Source organism: Methylotuvimicrobium sp. KM1, from assembly GCF_044788715.1.
Taxonomy (GTDB): Bacteria; Pseudomonadota; Gammaproteobacteria; order Methylococcales; family Methylomonadaceae; genus Methylotuvimicrobium.
This window is the reverse complement of record NZ_CP173170.1, coordinates 5,028,594-5,049,654: the sequence shown is the minus strand read 5'-3', so window position 1 is coordinate 5,049,654 and position 21,061 is coordinate 5,028,594. Positions and strand designations below refer to the sequence as shown.

General features: G+C 49.2%; 16 protein-coding genes. 4 read left to right on the top strand and 12 right to left on the bottom strand.

The window, feature by feature from the left end; translation table 11 throughout:
- Nucleotides 1–134 precede the first annotated feature (134 nt).
- Nucleotides 135–698: a DUF2780 domain-containing protein gene (locus tag ACINK7_RS22010; protein WP_404358740.1), complete on the top strand. Its 564-nt coding sequence runs from the start codon at nucleotides 135–137 to the stop codon at nucleotides 696–698.
- A 692-nt stretch (nucleotides 699–1,390) separates the two neighbouring features.
- Here ACINK7_RS22010 and ACINK7_RS22005 read toward each other — a convergent pair.
- The 12 genes from ACINK7_RS22005 to ACINK7_RS21950 all read right to left on the bottom strand — a co-directional run bounded on the left by ACINK7_RS22005 (nucleotide 1,391) and on the right by ACINK7_RS21950 (nucleotide 17,335).
- On the bottom strand, nucleotides 1,391–1,507 hold the full coding sequence (locus ACINK7_RS22005; RefSeq protein ID WP_404361494.1) for a bacterioferritin-associated ferredoxin: 117 nt from the start codon (nucleotides 1,505–1,507) through the stop codon (nucleotides 1,391–1,393).
- A 158-nt stretch (nucleotides 1,508–1,665) separates the two neighbouring features.
- Nucleotides 1,666–3,054, bottom strand: coding sequence for a sodium:solute symporter family protein (locus ACINK7_RS22000; RefSeq protein WP_404358738.1), 1,389 nt, complete (start codon nucleotides 3,052–3,054; stop codon nucleotides 1,666–1,668).
- A gap of 438 nt (nucleotides 3,055–3,492) precedes the next feature.
- The gene (locus ACINK7_RS21995) at nucleotides 3,493–4,065 is read right to left on the bottom strand and encodes a membrane integrity-associated transporter subunit PqiC (protein ID WP_404358736.1); all 573 of its coding nucleotides are present in this window, start codon (nucleotides 4,063–4,065) and stop codon (nucleotides 3,493–3,495) included.
- Between the two features lie 55 nt (nucleotides 4,066–4,120).
- Entirely contained in the window at nucleotides 4,121–5,134 is a 1,014-nt protein-coding gene (locus ACINK7_RS21990) for an MlaD family protein (protein ID WP_404358734.1), read from the bottom strand.
- Nucleotides 5,135–5,152: 18 nt separating this feature from the next.
- A complete protein-coding gene (locus ACINK7_RS21985; RefSeq protein ID WP_404358733.1) occupies nucleotides 5,153–5,920 on the bottom strand; it encodes an ABC transporter ATP-binding protein in 768 nt (255 codons plus the stop codon).
- 19 nt (nucleotides 5,921–5,939) lie between these two features.
- Nucleotides 5,940–7,085, bottom strand: a complete 1,146-nt coding sequence (locus tag ACINK7_RS21980) for an MlaE family ABC transporter permease (protein WP_404358731.1) — start codon at nucleotides 7,083–7,085, stop codon at nucleotides 5,940–5,942.
- Nucleotides 7,086–7,610: 525 nt separating this feature from the next.
- On the bottom strand, nucleotides 7,611–8,021 hold the full coding sequence (locus ACINK7_RS21975; RefSeq protein ID WP_404358729.1) for a cytochrome C: 411 nt from the start codon (nucleotides 8,019–8,021) through the stop codon (nucleotides 7,611–7,613).
- Nucleotides 8,022–8,042: 21 nt separating this feature from the next.
- Complete coding sequence (locus tag ACINK7_RS21970) at nucleotides 8,043–9,119, bottom strand: metallophosphoesterase (RefSeq protein ID WP_404358727.1); 1,077 nt, start codon at nucleotides 9,117–9,119, stop codon at nucleotides 8,043–8,045.
- 14 nt (nucleotides 9,120–9,133) lie between these two features.
- Entirely contained in the window at nucleotides 9,134–10,348 is a 1,215-nt protein-coding gene (locus tag ACINK7_RS21965; protein ID WP_404358725.1) for a cytochrome-c peroxidase, read from the bottom strand.
- Nucleotides 10,349–10,439: 91 nt separating this feature from the next.
- Nucleotides 10,440–12,728: an EAL domain-containing protein gene (locus tag ACINK7_RS21960; protein WP_404358723.1), complete on the bottom strand. Its 2,289-nt coding sequence runs from the start codon at nucleotides 12,726–12,728 to the stop codon at nucleotides 10,440–10,442.
- Nucleotides 12,712–15,987: a chemotaxis protein CheB gene (locus ACINK7_RS21955; RefSeq protein WP_404358721.1), complete on the bottom strand. Its 3,276-nt coding sequence runs from the start codon at nucleotides 15,985–15,987 to the stop codon at nucleotides 12,712–12,714. The genes ACINK7_RS21960 and ACINK7_RS21955 overlap by 17 nt, the downstream gene beginning before the upstream one ends.
- A gap of 310 nt (nucleotides 15,988–16,297) precedes the next feature.
- The gene (locus ACINK7_RS21950) at nucleotides 16,298–17,335 is read right to left on the bottom strand and encodes an asparaginase (protein WP_404358720.1); all 1,038 of its coding nucleotides are present in this window, start codon (nucleotides 17,333–17,335) and stop codon (nucleotides 16,298–16,300) included.
- Between the two features lie 58 nt (nucleotides 17,336–17,393).
- Here ACINK7_RS21950 and ACINK7_RS21945 point away from each other — a divergent pair, with 58 nt between their 5' ends.
- The 3 genes from ACINK7_RS21945 (at nucleotide 17,394) to ACINK7_RS21935 (ending at nucleotide 21,012) form a co-directional block, all read left to right on the top strand.
- On the top strand, nucleotides 17,394–17,885 hold the full coding sequence (locus ACINK7_RS21945) for a dihydrofolate reductase (RefSeq protein WP_404358718.1): 492 nt from the start codon (nucleotides 17,394–17,396) through the stop codon (nucleotides 17,883–17,885).
- Nucleotides 17,886–18,019: 134 nt separating this feature from the next.
- On the top strand, nucleotides 18,020–20,011 hold the full coding sequence (locus tag ACINK7_RS21940) for a multicopper oxidase family protein (protein WP_404358716.1): 1,992 nt from the start codon (nucleotides 18,020–18,022) through the stop codon (nucleotides 20,009–20,011).
- Nucleotides 20,012–20,190: 179 nt separating this feature from the next.
- Complete coding sequence (locus ACINK7_RS21935) at nucleotides 20,191–21,012, top strand: helix-turn-helix domain-containing protein (RefSeq protein WP_404358713.1); 822 nt, start codon at nucleotides 20,191–20,193, stop codon at nucleotides 21,010–21,012.
- Nucleotides 21,013–21,061 lie beyond the last annotated feature (49 nt).

The following is a 21,061-nucleotide window of genomic DNA, read 5'->3' as shown; positions in this document are numbered from 1 at the left end:
ATAACTAGAGAAATCTTGCATAAGCATCGCTTTTCGTAAGAATTGTAATCCGGCCGTTATGAATAAGGCCGAACATTAGTTGAGACATCGGCAGGCTATACCGAAAGACACGACTCTACCGTTGAGAGGACACTATGAGAAAAAAAAATTACAAATATATCACACCCTTATTCATTTCAATTCTGACCGCCGGTTGTGCCGGCACTTCAGGGAACGGTCAGAGCGCTATCGGTAAGGTTGATACCGGTCTGGCGACGATTGGTCAGGCTGCACAAACAGGACGGCAAACGATCGAGGCCGGAACGGCTATGGCCGGTAACGTGCCCGCGACACAAACCGCTTTAACCGAAGCGTTAGTCGGTCAATTGGGCGTTACTCAGCAGCAAGCACTGGGCGGGGCCGGCGCAATATTTCAAGCCGCTAAAACGAATATGACGCAACAAGCATTCGCCGGCATGTCGCAATCCGTTCCGGGTATGTCGGAAATGCTCGCTGCTGCACCGCAGGTCGGTGGTGCTGCAATGCTAGGAGGCGCTGGTGGAACTATCGGTACCATGCAGTCACTGTATTCATCGTTTAGGCAACTGAATTTATCGCCGGGAATGGTTAATCAGTTTATTCCCGTGGTTGTCGACTATGTCAGCAGCACTAGCGGGCAGGCGACATCGAATCTGCTTCGTTCGGCTTTGATTCCTTAGGGCGGATAAACCTAAAAATTTACTCCCTTTTGATCGAAAAACCGTCTAAGAATAAAAGGTAAGGGATGTTTCTATCGAGGACCGCCGTGAACCCATCTATGGGGGCTTGACGGCAGCGATCCCTGCCGCCGACGCCTGTCGATCGAGCAGCCGCACCCGCTTCGGTTCGCATACTTTCACAGTAACGTTCATGAAGGCTTGGCCATCGCCCCGGCAAATGAAAGTTCTCTGGTGGTGGAGGGTGCGGTCACTCGCCCGACAGGACGCCGTGAACCCAGCACCTAAATTATCCAAGATAGTTAACTATAGCCAATGGGCTATGGAATTTAGGTGCTGGGTGAATACGTCCCTGTAGGCTCGACGGCGGCTGTCCTTGCCGCCGACGCCTGTCGGTCGAGCAACCGCACCCTCTTCGGAAACGACATTGTTTTTTCATATCGAAAAATTAGATAAGGAATGCAAAAATGCGAACTTTCACAGTAAGGGAGTAGAAAGAAATCATTTTGCCTATTTCCTAAATGCCTTTTTAGCAGGTAAGAGATCCGCTTCAACTGCTAACGCGAACATAGCCTTATTTAACTCATCCCCAAAATTTTGTTATACCTTAAGTTTTCGGCTTGCTTTGGCTGCGCTTGAAATGTTTAGGACTCGGTTGCAAACTCGGTCCAGCCAATGCCTCTGAAAAGAGGATCTCAAACGAGCGGTTCTTTCAAGCTAGCGATGTTTAACAAAGCCATAAGCGTTGGTTCACAAGAACCGCAACCCGAGCAAGCGCCAGTAATTCTCGACAGTTTTTCAGGGTCCGTAATGCCCTCATCGATGAGTCGGCGAATTTGCCGGTCGGTTGTGCCGCTGCAGACGCAGAGTACGTCATTTTTTTGTCGGGTCTTACTTGATTCATGAATGTTGAGTCGCGTTTATCAATTTGAGTTTGGCCTATGATTTCCGAATCGAGACGATATCGAAATCATAAATGGGTAATTTTGTGGAGTTTGTGTTCTAAAATCGCAATCGCCGAATAAACCGCAATTGCGCCGCAGAGTGCGATTAGATAGGGTGTTTTCATATCGAATGCATAGTTTCCGGCATTCCAAATGACGGTTCCGGCTAAAAGCGACCCGGCAGCGCTGTAAGCACCGCCGAAGCGCGTGAATAAGCCGAATACGACTACGGTCACGATTCCAGCGCTGCCGAATGCTGAAGCTTGCTCGACCAGGCTGTGAACGCGGTCGGTTTGCAAGGCAAGCCAGTAAGCGACCATGCCGCCGAACAGAACGGTCAGCCGCGCAATACAAACTTTTCGGCTTTCGTCGATCGTATCCAGCAACGGCACGATTAGGTTATGCGACAGAAGCGCCGAGGCAGCCATAAGTGCGCTGTCGACGGTGGACAAGATCGCCGAAATCAGCGCACCGGCAAAAATGATATATAAAAACGTTGGTAAATAATGCTGTGCCAATTGCGGCAAGATTTGTTCGGGTTGTGCTAGGCCCGGTAACAAGCGATAACCGAGTAAGCCGATCAAGACCGGAATCAAGCCGATCGAAAGATATAACAGACCGCCGGCCAAACAAGCTTGACGCGCGATTTGCGGCGAACGGCAAGCCAGTACCCGAGATACCAGTTCTTGAGCGATTACCGATCCACCGATTGGAATCATCCATTGTTCCAGAATATCCAGCCAATTTTCGTTCTCGGCGGTTTTGAATAAAACCAATCGCTCCGGTTCTATCGAGGCAACCGAAGGCTGCCAGCCTCCTCCGGCGGTCAACACAATCGCCAATAAAATCGAAAGGCCTATGATCAGAGCGACACCTTGCACCGCATCGGTGATGACATCGGCCATCAAACCGCCGTACATCGTATAGGCTATTACAACCAGCGCCGCGCAGGCGATCGTCAGTTCGACTTCGAAGCCGGACGTAGCCGATAACACCTGTCCGAATGCCCGAATTTGAGCGGCGGCCCACATGATCGTACCGGGCACCATGATCAATACCGCAAGTTTTTCAACCTGCGGCGAATAGCGTTGCCTGAACAAATCAGCCAATGTGGTCAATTGCCGGCGCCACAATGGAATCGAAAACACTAAGCCCATCAAAACCAGACAGAGCGAATAACCGAAAGGATCGAGCGTTGCGCCGGACAGGCCTTCCTCATAAACAGCACCAGCCGCGCCGATACAGGCTTCGGCACCGAACCAAGTTGCGAACACGCTCAACGTTGCAAGGCCTACGCCGAGACTGCGTCCGGCCAATAAATAATCGTCTTCCGTTTTGATTTTTTTCGAAACGAAAACGCCGATCAAAAGCTGTGCCGATATATAAACCAGAATGCCGGTTAGGACTGTATTCATGGGCGCAAAGAGGTGACGGTAGAGTCGAAAAAATACCAAGTGAAAAATTTGCGGGATATTATATAACTTTCGCACTTCAAATTTCGGCGATGCTTAAAGATGCAGCAATTCCAAGTTTGAGGATAAAAGGGTGTGGAGCATGCTTGGCGAGGATGTCGGCGGCACGCCATCCTTGGGGGGCGAGTCGACGTCAAGCCTACGGGGGGCGTATTTACCCAGCACCTAAATTAACTATGTAATCAATCATGGCCAATGGGTTATGGAATTTAGGTACTGGATTTATGGCGTCCTGACGGGCGAGTGACTGCAATCCGCTCTATTTCGAACTTTCATTTGCTGGGGCGATTACCTGGCCTTCATGAGCGTTAGGATAATGCTCATAGCTCCGGAATTCTAAGCCGCCAACGCAGGAGCTTGGAAACACATCGATTGATTTGGCTAGCTTCTCATTTCTTGAAGCACTTGTTGAAGCGATGCCGACAAATCACGGCTCATTCGATTCAGGCATTCATTGAGCGCTGCCACGATGGTCGAATAATCATCGGTTGATCCCGGCAAACGATAAGAGACTTGACGGTTTTGTATGACATCCTGACCGCGACGGATAAACCATTGCGCCGTTAAACCGGCTTGTCCATGCTGATTGACATGAAACTCCAAAATAGTCAACGAGACGCGGAGCTTAGCCTGCCTGGCTAAGCTTGAAGATCTAGCTTCTACGACCTCAGCCGGGACGAGCATTGAAAGATTTTGCATCAGTACGCGGCTAATATTGGCATCGAGCGATTCTGCCCAACGGTTGAATTCGTTCAAATGGTAAGTATTCCCTCCGGTTCCGACGACAATTTGCGGCCTATCGACATAACGAGGAATGCGCACTCGGCCAAGAGCAATGACAGGTTTTGCTCTCATTCCGGTAGGGCTGGTTTCGCTTTCGTTGATCGGTTCGAGAAGATAGAATTGCGAAGGCGAAGTTGTCCCGCCCACGCACCCTGTTAAGGATAAGAACAAACAGGTTAAGACTGGTAAACAAAAAGGCCGGACTGCATTCATAATTCAATATTCTCTAGTTATGTTTACCGGAAATCAACGATTCCGGATGCCGTTCCAAATAATCGGTCAGATCTTTGAGCGACCGCGATGCATCGTTAACCGATTCCAGCGTTTCGATTAAAACCGATTCCGGGCCAAAGGTATCGCCGACCATGGCTACAGAGTCCTGTGCCTTATTCAAGGCGGCGGTCGCGGCAGTCAAGGCGCTGTTAGCGGAAGCTAAAATAGGCTTGATATCCGAAACCATCGATCTGGAATCTAGGACCAATAAATTGGCATTATCGATAGCCGTATGCGTAGTTTTTAGCATCGGTTCAAGATTGCGGTTGAGCGTGCCGACCGCCTGTTCCATTCCTTCCATGGCCTGAGCGAGAGAAACTTGGGATTTCTTGAGTTCATCGGATGCTAGCAGGTCTTTCATTTCTCTTAAGCTGTCGGCAAAGTCAGTGACGATTTGTTCCAGCGGCAATGCGCGTAATTGATTGACAAATTCTTCCGCCGAATGCAGGATTTCGTCGCTGGTTGTTAGGATGCCCGGAAACTCCGGAATCCCCTTATAATCCAGCTTAGCAAACACGGGAGGCTTATTGGGGTGCTTATCTACATCGACATAGAGAAGGCCTGTCAATAAGCTTTGTGTTTCCAAGCGAGCACGAAATCCAGCATCAACCAATCTGTCCCGAAGAGCTAATCGCTCTTCTTTCGTCATGGCTATATTGAAAGTCTTACCACTCGTGCCCATCATCTTTTGGCGATCGATCGCTACCACGACGGGTTTATAAACCTTAATTGAGGTTTTATCGAATTGTAATGCGATATCGGTGACTTCGCCGATTTGCACGCCCTGCATTTTTACCGGGGCTCCAACATTCAGCCCGTTGAGAGAAGAGTCGAAGAATACCACGAAGTAAACTTTATCCGATTTAAAAAACTGGCCGCCGCCAAATATAAACAAGGCTACGATGACCAGTGCGACTGCGCCGACCGTAAAACTACCTATCGCCAATGGGTTTATCGGTTTACTCATAAGACTGCTAGCCCCCTATTAACGCGCTGTCTCGACATTGCCCTCGCCTCGAGTCAAGAATTGAATGATTTTGGAATCTTTGGATTCGGCCAGCAAGCGTTTGGGTGAACCGGTGGCCAGCATGGTTTTGGTTTCGGGGTCGAGAAACACCGCGTTCGTGCCAATGGCAAAGATACTGGCTAGTTCGTGCGTAACAACGACAATCGTCGTGCCTAAGGCATTGCTCAAATTGATGATCAGATCGTCCAAAAGCCTTGCGCTGACAGGATCAAGCCCGGCCGATGGTTCATCGAAAAACAGTATTTCCGGGTCGAGCGCCATCGCTCTGGCCAGACCCGCTCGTTTTTGCATGCCGCCGCTGATTTCGGAAGGATAATAGTCTTCGAAACCTGCAAGGCCTACCAATGCGAGTTTGTAAGAAACGATATCGGTGAGTTCCATGCGGCTGAAATTGGTAAATTCGCCGAGCGGCAAGGCAATATTTTCGGCCAAAGTTAGCGAGCTGAATAGGGCACCGCTTTGATACAGCACGCCTATGCGCCGCAGGATTCGAATGCGTTCCGCATCGCTTGCGCGCCAAAAATTTTGCCGATCGTAAATGATATCGCCTCGTGCCGGTCGCTGTAGGCCGATTAAGTGTTTGAGCAGTGTGCTTTTGCCGCAACCGCTGCCGCCCATGATAACGAAAACATCGCCGCGGTTAATCGTAAAATTCAAATCGCGCTGAATCACGAAGTCGCCGTAAGCCATCGTCAAATCCTTTACCGTGATATGAGGTTTGTTCATGTTGACTTTCGAGATGTCTTCAAATGCCCAGCCGATTGCAGATCAATGTGATGATCGAGTCGGCCACGACGATATAGACGATGCTGTTGACGACTGCGGCCGTCGCGGCATCGCCGACCGCCGACGCGCTGCGTCCGCATTGCATGCCGCGCATGCAGCCGGCCGTGGCGATCAGTACCGCAAACACCAAGCTTTTGAATAAACCTATGCTGAAGTCGGTGAGATCGACGGCCTTGCTGAGTTGATTAAAATATTGGGTCAAGGAGACATCGAAGGCGCTGGTGGTAACGATGCCTCCACCGAGTATACCCATAAAGTCGGCATAGATACACAACAGCGGGAGCATTAAGATTAACGCCAACATTCTCGGCAACACCAGAAACTCCATCGGTGAGATGCCCATGGTCTTGAGCGCGTCTATTTCGCTGTTGACATTCATCGTGCCCAGCTGCGCGGCATAGGCTGCTCCCGTGCGACCGGACATAATGACCGCCGTCATCAACGCGCCCATTTCGCGTACCGTTCCCAAGCCAACCAGGTCGGCAATGAAAATTTGCGCGCCGAACATCGCCAGTTGCACCGCGCCGACGAAAGCCAGAATCAGGCCGACCAATAAACTGATCAGCGTTACAATCGCCAACGCCCCGGGTCCCGCTTCTTGTATGCACAAAAATAAATCGACTGCGCGAAATCGGGCCTTTCCTCGCATCAGCGAAATGCCAGCCAGCACCGTTTCGCCGATAAATATAACGAGCCCTTTGGTGTCGGCGAGTCCGCTTAACACCATCTTGCCAATTTTAGCCAAGGCCGGTGTTTGTTGCGCCGAACGGCGATCGCCGGCTCGTTCCGGTACTGCACGAGCCAGTTTGAGTAGGCCTTGAACGCCTTCCGGCAGGCCCGATAAATCGGGCTGAATGCGCTTGGTATGGCAATAGTCCAGGATTGCGAGCAGATACGTCGGCAAGCGGCTGTCCCAACGGTCAAGATCGCCGGCTTGCAGCGTTAATCGCGCAAAGGATGTTGCGGCGGCAAGTTGCGCCAACACTTGTTCGACAGGTTTTATATTAGCGCCTTGAGTCCAATTGCCGGCCAAGCGAATTGACCAGGTATCCGCATCGATTTGCTCAAGCTTGATATCGCCCGAGATATCTTTTATGTCAGTCATGCCGGTAGTTGCTTTCATCAAAAATGTATCCACAAATTTTTTGGCCGAAAAAATATAAGGACTTCATGACAAATAACTCCCGGAAGTTATTAATCGTGAAACCCTAAACGTTCCTGCCATGGTAAAGCAAATCGAAATGTAGGACGGGTTGAATAACCCAGCCCGCGAGAAGAGAAGATGTTATACCTTTCGCACTTCAAATTTCGGCAGTGTCTTAGGAGGCGCCGGGGTGCTCGGCAAAGGCTTTGCCAGCATGGAGCTGGCATAGAGCCTACATGGACGTATTCACCCAGCACCTAAATTAGCCATCATATTAAATTATTGCCAATGACCTATGGAATTTAGGTGCTGGGTTCACGGCGTCCTTTGACGGGCACCCCGGTGCCGAATTTTGATCTCCGATAGGTATACCTAAGCGTTCTCGTTAACCTCTTGGGTGAGCGAGTATTCTATACAAGTTCATAGCAAGTTATTGAATTAACTTCATATTCTTCATGGCGAAATGTTTTTCTAGGTGAAAGAAGATCAATGCTTGCCCGGCTCCAGCTTCACGCCGCGCCGTTCGTGCGTTACATAAGCCTGAATGGCGGTCATTTTCGGATCGTCGGCGGCAAGCGGTTGGCCTTCGAGCGGGTTTTTCAAACACCAATTGATCATTTCCCACATCGGCACGATTTTACCTAGCTGTTTTTGAAATTTCGGATAAGTTTCGGGATGCGTGTTCGCGGCATTCGGATGACACTGTGCGCAAGCGACGCCGTTGGTGCCTAATTCCGGGCTAGTCCATAGGTCGCGGCCTTGTTGGACGACGTCCATGAATTGCTGTTGCCAGCGCTCAAGATCGGCATCGGTAAATTCGTCGGCGGAAGCGGTGGGTATTGCGAATGCCAGCACCGACGGAAGCAATAGAATAGCTTTAATAAGTTTGAGGTTCATGCGGTTCTCCGGGTCGGAATCCTAGAAATGCGTTTGCGGCGGAATGCGTGCGTCTTCGCTTTGATAAGCGCTGTCTTCCGGTTGCTTGGTCTTAGTGTTATAGATCACCGAGCGCGCGGTATTGTTATACAGCGTGTAATGCATATCGATATTGCCGTTGCTCGTGTTGATAAGCTGCCAGCCGGTCGCGTCGCGCTCGAAAAAAGGATCGGCGCGGTTCATCGGCACGGTCAATTTCGGCAGATATTGCTCGGCCTGGGCATAAGACTGCGGATAGGGCCACGGCCATGCAGTGGCCATAACCGAGTTGAAAGTGATGTTGCCGATCTGGTTGTATTGGATTTGATGCACATGGCCGTAAATCACCGATACCTTATCGAAAGGTTTCAATAAAGCCTGGATTTCTTCGGCGTCTTCGGTCCAGAAATTCCAGCCTTTGAAGATTTTTTGCAGCGGCGAATGGGATAACACGACGATCGGCGTAGTTTTGGCGACTTTGGACAAATCGGATTTGAGCCAGTTTCTTTGTTCCTCGCCGACCATGAACGGCGATCCGTTCGGATTGTCGAGTCCGGCCATTTCCAGCATGCGCTGTTCGTTGCTCGGCCAGCGGTTGAAAGTCCAGTCGTCGTAAGTCCGGATGCTGTTCAAAACGACGAAATGCACGCCCTTATGATTGAAGCTGTAATATTGCGCGCCGAACAGTTGCTCCCAATAGTCGCCGAGATCGAGATAATAGTCGTGCTCGCCCATTACATAATGGACTTTATAGCGCAGTGCCGACATGATTTCGGCGCCGTGATCCAATTCGGCTTTCGTGCCGAGTTGGGCCAAATCTCCTCCGAAAAACACGAAATCGGGCTTCGGTACCAGTAGATTGGTTTCGGCCACCGCCCGAATCAGTCCCCGATCCCAATTACGGACGAAGCGCGTGCCTTCGATATGTTGAATATGGGCGTCGGAAATATAGGCGAACGTAAAATTTTCGGCCGTGTCGGCAAAGGCTAATTCAACCAGGCTAATCGGTAACGTGCTGCCGATGGCCGCTGCTCCCGCTGTCTTCAAAAAATTCCGGCGGCTTTTATGGATCGTATTCATCGTTCAAGTCTCCTTCAATTAACCGCTTGAGCCGATTCGGTTTCGGCCGGTTTTTTAGGGCTGGTCAATGCTTTCATAAACTCGACCAGATCGTCGATTTGCGCGCCGGTTAAGTTGAGCGGGCGTATGCCGCCGCTCAAGAAATCGTTGACGTGTGCGCTAGCCTCCGCGACGCCGCCGTTGTTGTAATGCACGATGACTTCGCGCAAGGTTTTCAGACTGCCGTCATGCATGTAAGGCGCGGTCAATTCGACATTGCGTAGCGTCGGTGTCTTGAATGCGCCGATCTTGTTCAATTCGTCGGTGACCGCGAAGCGGCCGAGTTCCGACGATTTCGGATCGGTCAACACCATGATATCGACGTCCTTATCTTGATTTTTTGCTTCGAGGAAGGCTTGCGTCAAGGCCGGAATGTCAGATTCGATAGAATCGATGCCGATACCGATATTATGAAATCGGCTGTCGGTGAAGGTCGCATTATCCTGTTCGATCACATGACAAGATACGCACCGGCCTTGTCCAATGAATAAGTTGAAGCCGCGAATTTGCGCATCGTTCATCGCATCGGTTTCGCCTTTGAAATAGAAACGGTCGAACGGCGAGTTGCCGGTTACAAGGGTGCGTTCGAAACTGGCGATCGCTTGTACGACATGGTCGATCGTTAGCGCATCGTCTGAAACTTCGAAGACTTCTTGAAAAGACTGTTGATAATCCGGGTCGCTACGGACGATGTCGAGAATCGGGTCGTGGTTGGGCAGGCCGTGTTCGACCGGGTTGATGAACGGCTGTTTCGCTTGACTTTCAAGATCGGTTTCGCGACCGTCCCAAAATTGGGAATGATAAAACGCCGCGTTCAGCACTGTCGGAGCATTGCGTGTGCCGGTCTTGCCGCTGTGACCGACCGAAACGGGTAGATTGTCGGTGAAGGCCTTGCCGTCGTCATGACAATTTGCGCAACTGACCGTACCGTCGATCGAAAAGCGTTGGTCGTGAAAGAGTTTATCGCCGAGCGCAATCTTGGCCGGCGTTTGCGGATTGTTTTCGGGGATGGGCACCGGGGGTAAACCGAGTAGTTTGTCTTCTTCGGAATAGGGGCTTGACGGTGCGACTTGAGTCTGCGGAGGGGGGGATGCAGAAGGCTCGAGCGGGTCGGTTTTTGGTGTCTCGGTCGATTGTTCGCAACCGAACAAAACGGCAATGCCGAGCGTTAATACGAATGAATTGCGCATTACGATCCTCCTACAAAGAGAGAGAAGAGCTAGCTTGCATTGTAGTTCTGAAATCTTATTGTCACAAGACAATTGATTTTAGAGGGTAGGGTTAATCAGTTGGCGGAAACAAGGCGTCTAATTGTTCGGCGGGAAGCGCTTTGGAATACAAAAAGCCTTGTCCGAGACGGCAACCCGCTTGCATTAAGTAATCGGCTTGTTCGGCATTTTCAATGCCTTCGGCAATAATATTCAAACGCATGTGACGGGCAATCGAAATGATGGAATGGACGATTACTTTATCGTCGGGGTCGTTCAAAATGTCCCGGACAAAGGACCGGTCGATCTTGATCGAATTGATAGGAAATTTTTTTAGATATGTCAGCGAAGAGTAACCGGTTCCGAAATCGTCCAACGATACGGTTACGCCTATTTGCATCAATTGTTGCAAAATATGTATCACGGCGGACATATGTTGCATCATGACGGTTTCAGTGATTTCGATCTCCAAAAACTCGGGGTCAAGCTCCGCGTTCTCCAGGCATTGCCTAATCGAATGGACCAAATCATTTTGCAAAAATTGCCGGGCGGATAGATTGACGCAAATTTTTGTTAATTGCGGCTGATCTTGATCGCGCCAAATCTTGAATTGCTTACAAGCGGTCTTTAAAACCCATTCGCCGATGGCAACGATCATACCGGTTTCTTCGGCAATCGGAATGAAGTCATCGGGTGAAATTGGTCCTTTTATCGGATGATTCCAGCGTAATAACGCTTCGAAACCGATAATTTGATTCGGTGTTGTTTGTAAGTCGATCAAAGGTTGATAGTATACGACCAATTCTTGGTTAGGCAGGGCATGATGCAGATCATTTTCCAGTGTACTGCGAGTGAGGGCCTCGGAGCGCATGCTATCGGAGAAGAGTTGGTAATTATTTCGTCCGGAAGCTTTTGCGTAATACATCGCAGCATCGGCATTCTTGATCAATTCACCGACCGAGGAGCCATCCTTCGGAAACAGCGTAACACCAATACTAGTAGATGTAATAAACTGGTTGCCGGATAAATCGAAAGGTTGCGATAACACGTCGAGTATTTTTTTGGCAATTTCGGCGCTGTGCTGTGCCGCACTCTGTTCGTCGACGAAATCGGTCAATAAAATAACGAATTCGTCGCCGCCGAAACGTGCGACCGTGTCGCTTTCTCGCACGCAGCCCCTGAGGCGTTTGGCCACATTTTGCAGTAATAAGTCGCCGGCAAAATGACCGAGGGTATCGTTGAGTATTTTGAAACGATCCAGGTCGAGAAAAAACACCGAAAGCCATAATTTATGGCGTACCGCTTGAACGATGCCTTGCTTGAGCCGGTCGTTTAATAAAGCGCGATTCGGCAGTTCGGTCAACGTATCGAAATAAGCTAATTGTTCGATTTGTTTTTCATTGAGTTTGCGCAGCGTGATGTCGGAGAAGATACCGATATAATGACTGACGCGACCGAATTTATCGTTGATACGACAAATGCTGAGCCATTCGGCGTATAAATCCCCATTTTTTCTACGGTTCCAGATTTCGCCTTGCCAGCAGCCTTCCTTGTTGATTTTTTGCCACATATCGCGGTAAAACGCCGGGCCTTGTCGTCCCGAGGAGAGGGTTTTGGGCGTTCGGCCGATGACTTCGGCCGGTTTATAGCCCGTTACCGCGGTAAAAGCGAGATTTATCTTGAGAATGGTCGTATCGGGTGCGGTAATCATGATGCCTTCCTGGCTATGCTCGAACACTTTCGCGGCAAGTTCTAATTGCGCTTCCATTTTTTTGCGTTCGCCGATAGCAATGATATTGACTAGTAAACAATCTTGGTTGAAATCGACACTCGCGCCTGCTTGATTTTTTATCAGGCGTCCGCTGAGTTCTATGTAAATGGGTTTCTTGTGTCTATCGAGCAATCTCAACTCGATGTGCTTTCCGTCCGGTTTTTTATAAAACGCGCTGTAACGTGCGTTAAAAATACTCAGGTCGTCGGTATGAATAAAAGCCGCTAGAAATTTATCGCGTAATTCGCTATGGTTTTTGCCGAGCATTTCTTGCACGGTCCGATTCGACTGTAAAATGCGTCCTTTTTCATCCAGTCTTAAATAACCTACCGGTGCTAGGTCAAAAAGTGTAATGAAGTCGTTTCTCGACGCAATGAGTTGTTGCTGCGCTTCTACAAGCTGTTCGTTTTGCATGCGCAGTTCGATTTGATGCACATTCAGTTCGTGAAATAGCGTCTGTAGATCATGCGGCGAAACCGCATCGATATTGACCGACTCTAAATTGATTAAGGATTCCGCTTCGTGCCTTAGATCGTCGATATCCCCTGAATTGTTCTTCATCGTGCGTACCGGTTTAGTGTCGTTGTTCACTGAATGCAATCAAAAGCGCCTCTCCGGCGTGATCTCCGAGAACCGATGCGCTTATTTTGACGGCTAATTCTTGATGATCTTTCGTGACTCTTCGGGTCAATAAGGTCTGCGGGGCCGAGCAACCCAGAGTCAATCCGGCGATAAAGTGCAGTACTTGTGTTCTGCCGGATTCGGGCGTTAGGTCTGCGATATTACGGCCTATGGCTTCTTGTTTTTGCCAACCGTATAAATTCTCGGCGCCATTGTTCCAGGCGGTTATTTTTCCTTGAGGGTCCAGTAGAAGCAATGCTTCTTCGGTATCCATCACGAGCGAAGCAAGGCGTTGAAGGCAACTGACGCAATCGTTTTTAACCGCCGTCAGATGTGCGCTGATATCACGTTCGGTCAAGGCGATCAATTCGTTGCCTTGGCTTTCGGAATAGAGCAGCGAAGCCGTGACGGAAACATCGATCAATTTGCCGCTTTTGGTAATACGCCGAGCTTCGAATTGTGACACGGCTTCGCCTAGATGATTTTTTTGTTGCAGCTTAGCTGCGATCGAGATGTCGGCAGACGGCATCAGCGATTGAAACTTCATTCCCAGGGCTTCCCGTTCAGTCCACCCGTACAGTTTTTCGGCGCCGCGGTTCCAGGTGACGATGTTACCTTCCAAGTCTTGCAGCGTGATCGCGTCGTCAGAATAAAGCGCGAAATTGGCCAAGCGTTCGCGTTCCATTTTTTCGCGTATCTTAAGCTCGGTTTCGGTGCGTTTTAGCCGGTCGATATCGATGAAGGTCAGAATGATGCCGGCATAGGCATTGTCGGATATGGCATAGGGCAATACGCGCAATAGATACCAATCGCCGTTGGCGGTTTGCAATTCTTGTTCGAACGGTGTTTGATTTTCGGACACCTCGTTGACGATTGCATCGAGGTTGAAGTCGAGAACCGAATGCGACAAATGAAAAAAAGGCCGGCCGAGATCGTTGTCTCGGATATGGAATATCGATTCGAGTCGGTGGGTAAAGCGTCTGACTTCGAGATTTTCGTCGAGAAAAAGCGTCGCGATATTGGTGCTATTGAACAAATTATCCAAATCGTTATTGAGCAGCGTTAATTCGGTGATCTTGCCTTGATACTCGGCGTTGACGGTGTACAACTCTTCATTGACCGATTGCAGTTCCTCGTTGGTACTTTGCAGTTCTTCGTTGCTGGCTAGTAATTCTTCATTGGTTGCTTGCAGCTCTTCGTTCGATGTTTCCAGTTCCTCTACCGTCGTTTGCAGGTTTTCTCTCGTGAATTGTAATTCCTGCTCTAAATCGTTGATGCGTTGCCGGGCATCCATGTCGGCGTCGTAGGTGAGTAGTTCGGTCGAGTTTGGTTTATTGGGCTCGGTTGTTTCACTGATCATGACCGCGAGCAATTTTTCCTGGCTTTTCTTGCCGGGCAAGTTTTTGACGGTCAGCGTAACCGTTCTTAATTGATCATGGCCGTGAATGCGTATATTGGATAAGACGATTTCATTAGTGCCTTTTAACGCTTTATTGATACCGGTTGCAATGGGTATTGCCAGATCCTTTATGACGATTTTAGTGATTTCGCTGCTGATCTTACCGCTAGGATAGGATAAATAGTCTCTGGCTTCACCGAAGGTATGCGAGATTTCCATGTTTTCGTTGACCAACATAGTGAACGGCAAAATATCCCCTGCAATGCCGTTGACGAAACGCTCCAACGTTCGATCTTCGGAAAAACGATTGATGGATGGACGGTTGAAAGTCGTTGTGAAAGAAGGCTGAAAGATAGAGCCTGAAATTGGGCGTGGCTCCAAAGGTGTCAGCCCGGTTGCTTTGTATTTACCTTTGGAGCGGTATAGTTTGGTTTTGGGACTGACAAAGTCGAAATAATCGACCATATCGCCGATCGTTTCGCTGGTGCCGAGTAGTAGCAAACCGTCCTTGGTCAGCGAAAAATTGAATAACTCCAGGATTTTTTTTTGTAGAACCGGTTGCAGATAAATCAGTACGTTTCTACAACTGATCATATGGATATTGGTGAATGGTGGGTCCTTGATCAGGTTATGTTGGGCGAAAACCACCATTTCCCTAATTTTTTGCGTGACTTGAAAATTGTCTTCCTTGCGTGAAAAGTATTTGCTCAACAGTTCCGGCGGCACATCGGCGGCAATGCTTTCAGGATACAAACCGGCGCTCGCTTTCTCGATAGCGCTGTGATCGATATCGGTCGCGAATATTTTGATGCGGAAATAATGATTGGATTGCTCTCGATATTCGGCGAGTAACATTGCTAGCGAATAAGCCTCTTCGCCAGTCGAGCAAGCGGTTACCCACAAACGCAAGTCTTCACCTTGCAGTCGCCCGATCGATTCAGGCAGCCATTTTTCATTGAACTCTTGAAAAACGAATTCGTCTCGGAAAAAACAGGTCACGCCGATCAAAAGCTCTTGATAAAGAGTATTGATTTCTTGCTGGTTCGTTTCCATGAACCGGACATAGTCGGTCAAGTCGGCAAGTTGATTGATGCTGACCCGCCTCTCGATACGGCGCATTACGGTACTGGGTTTGTAATAGGTAAAATCGATTTTGCATTTTTCGCGAAGCAACGCGAAGATGCGGGTAATGCTGGTTCCGCCTTGTGGAATGATGTCCGTTTCCAAGCTGCCGGAATAAGGATGTTTGATGAAGGATGATAATTGCGTCGGCATTTCGTCCGGCGCCAGAATAAAATCGGCGAGTCCGGTTCCGGTTGCATTGTTCGGCATGCCGGTGAATTTGGCGGATTCTTCGTCTTGCACCATCACCATGCCGCCGTGTTCCTTGATCGCACGAATGCCGCGAGTGCCGTCGCTGCCTGTTCCGGACAAAATAATCGCAATCGCTTGGCTGCCCGCGTCTTCGGCTAGAGACCGCAAGAAGATATCGACCGGTAGATTGAGTCCTTCTGTTCGAACTTGTTCCTTGAGCAACAGCTTGCCGTGAAAAATGGTTAGGTTTTGACGCGGGGGTATCAGGTAAATGTGGTTCTGATTGACTGCCATGCCATCCTCGATCCGATGTACGGGCATTTCGGTATGCTTGGACAGTAATTCAGCCATCAGGCTTTTATAATCGGGAGAGAGATGTTGGACGACGACAAATGCGAGTCCGGAATTGATCGGCATTTTCTTGAAGAATGACTCGATCGCCTCAAGGCCGCCGGCCGAAGCGCCGATGCCAACGATATAAGGCGCCGTAGATTCGAAGGAAGTGCCGTTTTCCATTATTGTATTATTGTTGTTAGGGTTAATCGGTCGGCTAAGACTAACATTTTAAACATACAAATGTGGAAATAAAAATACGGATTTTTACTTGCTTTAGAGCAGCCTAAAAATAATGTTTGAATCTATATGGGAATCTTTGCAATCCAAAAAACGATTACGGCACAGTTTTTTGGGTGATTATCCAACCCCGACATTCTCACGCTGGAGCTTGAGAACGATAGGGGGATGTCAATAATTACCTTCTTCGGGTTCAAAATATCTTTTTAGGTTTAAGGTTTTACGACATTGAATTTTAATTTGATAAATAAGGTCATATGGAATTGCTTTTTGCACAGGCAACGTGCTCTCCGGCAATATTCCGTTCGATAAAACTCGTAATTCCGCCTTCGCTAAAATTACCGTATGCCAGCAGCAGTTTCACATAGGCGCATTCGAGCGACAGATTCCAGAGCATTTCGGCGCCTTGTTCGAGTAATTCGCGCGTACTTTCGTAGGCGCTATCGGAGTGTATCGACGGCGCTAGATAAACCGGAATGCCCTGTTTCCGGCAACGTTCGATGAACGGCAGCAATGACCAATCAGCACCCCACTGCATCGAGGCGCAGGCGGTGCCGGAATGATAGAGATCGTGCAATACCGCATCGATGCCATCCAAATTAAACAGCGTGTAATTTAAACCTGGATAAGGCCTGATTAATGCGATGCGTTTCGCGAAATCCGGTTTTAAATCGAAAGCCAAGTCGGCTTTGTTTTTAAGCGTGATGAGCGGTTCGGAAAAAACGCCGTTTTCGAAACGGCAATAACATTTGTTTTGCACACTGATAAAATCGCCGCTGAGTTGCAGCGAAGAAGCCAGGCGGCTGCCCAAATGGATTTGCGTGCATTCGCCCCGGTTTTGATAAGGGACGAAAACGCCCGTTTCGCGGCGTTGCCTAATAAATTCGACCGCGGCGATAAAATTTTTCAAGCCGTTGGCCTCGGGGTGATCAAGAGGACGGTCGCTCGACACCAGCAGCATTGGTTTGTTTAATGCATGGAAATAAAGGCTTAGCGCAGCGGCGGTATAGGCTAAGGTATCGGTGCCGTGCGTGACGATGAGGCCGTCGTAGCGTTCCGGTTGCTCTGCCTCGATAGCTTTGATCAATGTTTCCCAAAAGCCCGGCGTAATATTTTCGCTTAAAATTTGAACCGGTCTTATCGTCGTGAAGTCGATTTGTGAGTGCTCCGGATACTGTCGTTCAAATAGCTGTAGTAAACGGTAAGGCGCGTTGGCGGAAGTTGCGATCGTGCCGCAGGAAGCCTCCGAGCCGATCGTGCCGCCGGTAAATACAAGCAAAACGTTTTTCATAGTATGATGAATTCCAAAACAAATCGTCCAAGAATAGCAAAGACCCTTTTTTAAAAAAATGAAAATATCTCTAATCGTCGCCATGTCCAGTAATCGTGTGATCGGTATCGATAACAGCTTGCCGTGGCATTTATCTGCGGACCTGAAAAAATTCAAGTCCATCACGATGGGATCGCCGATATTGATGGGCCGTAAAACGTACGAGTCGATCGGCAGGCCGTTGCCGGGACGGACCAATATCGTTATTACGCGTAATCCCGATTACCGGCCATCAGGCTGCGAGGTGTATAACGATATTGAAAGCGCGATGGAAAGCTGCCGCAATCATAACGAAATTTTCGTGATCGGCGGTGCGACATTTTACGAGGCGATGCTTCCGATTGCCGATAGCCTATACCTAACCGAGGTTAGGCGGACGTTCGAAGGCGATACTTTTTTTCCGGAAATCGAGGCTGATCATTGGTTGGAGACGCATCGTGAAGATATTCACGATGACCCGGACGTTTCTTTCGGGTACAGTTTTGTAAAGTTGGAACGAATAAAAAAATAAGTAGATTAATCCCAGTTTCCTAGTACATCGTAATAACCAAGATGAACAAAACGGTGGAAGCAAGACCACGCGGTTAAGAGGTGTTGTTATCGCGCATCCGTTCGAAAATTATAATTACAAATGAGGAAGGAATAATGTCAAGTATCATCAATCCACAACGGCGTCAATTTTTACAATATTCGTTTTTCGGCGTGGCCGCCGCATCCCTGCCCGGCATCAGCGCCGCGGCGATGAAACAAATCAAGAGCGAACCCTCCCCCGACTTCCATCCCGATGTCGAAATTGAATTTACCTCGCGTAACGCTTTCATGCCGATTTTAAGCAATGGGGAGAAGTCTAAAGTACAAAAGTATTATGGCAAGCTATTGAAAGGACCTGAGAATACTCTGCAAGACCTCGGCGATAATTTTTTGGGACCGGTTATGAATCTGGTCAAAGGCCAAAAAGTCAGGGTTTATTATAAAAATCGGTTAAACGAACCGTCGATCATCCACTGGCACGGATTGCATGTGCCGCAAGCGAGCGACGGGCATCCGATGTATACGATAGGCCCCGGCGAGCAATATGTATATGAATTTGAAGTGATGAATCCGGCCGGCACCAGTTTTTATCATTCACATGCACATGAAGTCACCGGCGATCAAGTGTATTTCGGTCTGGCGGGTTTGATTCAAGTCACCGACGAGGCCGAAAAAGCCTTGGGATTGCCGAGCGGCGAATACGATGTTCCTCTGGTGCTGCAAGACAGGCGCTTCGATGCTAAAAACCAATTGCGTTATGTGCGCGGCATGCATGACAAAATGATGGGCTTTCTCGGCGATAAAATCATCGTCAACGGCAAAGAGGATGCCGAATTCTCTGTCAAGACACGCGCCTACCGGTTTAGGGCCTTGAACGGTTCCAATTCCAGAATCTATAAATTGGGTTGGGATGACGGTACGCCGTTGACCGCGATCGGCACCGATGCCCATTTACTGGAAAAGCCGGAAACCCGCCCCTATATTATGCTGGCGCCCGGCGAGAGGATCGATCTTTGGCTCGACTTTAGCGGACGCGAAGTCGGGTCGAAGCTCGTTTTGTATAGTTTGCCTTATACTGGCGCGATGCCTCCGATGTACGAACGCATGCGCGGCATGCAAAGCGATCATGACGGTATGGATGATGACCCGGCAAATGAAACCCGCGGCATGGGTATGGGGATGATGGGCGGCGGAATGATGTCGGGCGGCTTAGCGCAGGGCGCTAAATTTGCAGTCGCTACTTTCAATGTTACCGCAGCAGCCGAAGACTCGCCCAAACTACCGGCGAAATTGGTCGCCTTCGATCGTCTGACCGAGGCAAGCGTCGACAATGCCGCTAAACCGATTCCGATCGGGATTTCCGAAAAACCGATGCGACCGCAACTGAACGGTAAATCGTTTACGTTGGATCATGTGTTCGATTTTGAAAAGGTTAAACTAGGGTCAATCAAAAAAATCAAAATTTTTCATGATCATGGCCCCGGAGGAGGTCAGCACGGCGACGCAAAAATGGATCACGGCGCTAAACCGAAAGACGATTCGGCTATGCAGATGGAGCATGACGCCGATAAACAAGACGATGAATCGATGCAAGACGGTCATGGCCGAGGCGGCATGGGTAAAATGGGCGGCATGCGGCATGGCGGCGGCATGGACATGATGAGCGGTATGCAACATGACGGCGATGCGCAACAAGCCGATGATGAAGGCGGAATGGGCATGGGTCGCGGCATGCGCGATCGCAGTGGTATGCGTGGCATGCGTCACGGTGGCGATACCGGCATGCAAATGGGCGGTGATATGCAAGAGGGAGAAGGCATGGGTATGATGGGGGGCATGAATCTATCGATGGCGCATCCGATTCATTTACACGGTCAGCAATATCAAGTTCTATCCCGAAAAATCGGCCCGATGGGCTCGAAAGGCTATGAAACCGTTAAGGATGGCTTTATCGACAGCGGCTGGAAAGATACGGTGTTGGTGATGCCTGGAGAAGAAGTCGAAATCGCCAAACCCTTCCAGGATTTTAAAGGCCTGTTCTTATACCACTGTCATAATCTGGAGCATGAAAACTTAGGTATGATGCGGCAGTTCTTGGTTGAATAGACGAGTCATGCCGGGTTTAACTAAGATTCGGCATGATTTTTTGGTATTCATTTTTCCCTTCTCGAAGACGCTTATATGGATGTAAGCGGTAGACTAGACTGCGTCGGGAACTGGCAGTCGAGATGGAGTATTAACTCGATGAGTTTAACGAATTCATATCAGGCTAATTTAATTCCACTATGCAGTTTTTGACCAGTTTAGTTTTATTTCGTACCCGGCATTGGGTTGTTTTATATTTTACGGCCGCCTTGCTCGGTGCCTTGATCGGCTTTTTCTTTTTATACCCGATCAACGAATTCGTTTATTACTTCGAACACGAACGCTACCGACCCGATGCAGCGAGCGTGATTCGATATGTGACCGGTGAAATGATGGATTCGCTGGGAGGCAAGACACCGATGAAAACAACGTTTTATGCATTCGTCGGCGCTAGTTTAGGCTGCATTACCGCGTTGCTTTACAATGTCATGCATCGGCGCTGGCTGCAAATTCAACAGCTAACGCATGAGCTGGACAAAGATTTAGAGGCGCTGATCAAGCAGGGAGAAAATCCGTATTTGGAATTTAAGTCGTCACTGCGCTGGGATATCGTTGAAAATCGAGTTAATCGCGCGCTCGAAGGCGTCGTGATCAAGACCTTGGCCGGCTTTATGAACGGACAAGGCGGCACATTATTGATCGGTTTATCCGACGAGGGTGAAATTCTGGGTTTAGACAAGGATTATCAAACGTTGAAAAAACCCGGACGCGACGGATATGAACAACTGATCATGACCATGATCGCGACAAATATGGGCGCCGATATCTGTCAATTCGTCCGGGTCGTTTTTCATGATCTCGACGGTTTGGATATTTGCCGCCTGATCGTGCTGCCGTCTACACGCCCGGTTTTCATTCAACAAGGAAACAACCCGAAGCTTTATTTAAGAACCGGCGGCGGTACCCGAGAGCTCAATGTGCAGGAAGCAATGGACTACATGAAGGCCCGCTGGCATAAATAGCCGTTATACCGGGTTCCCAAAATCCCGTTTTCCAATAACCGTTACTCTC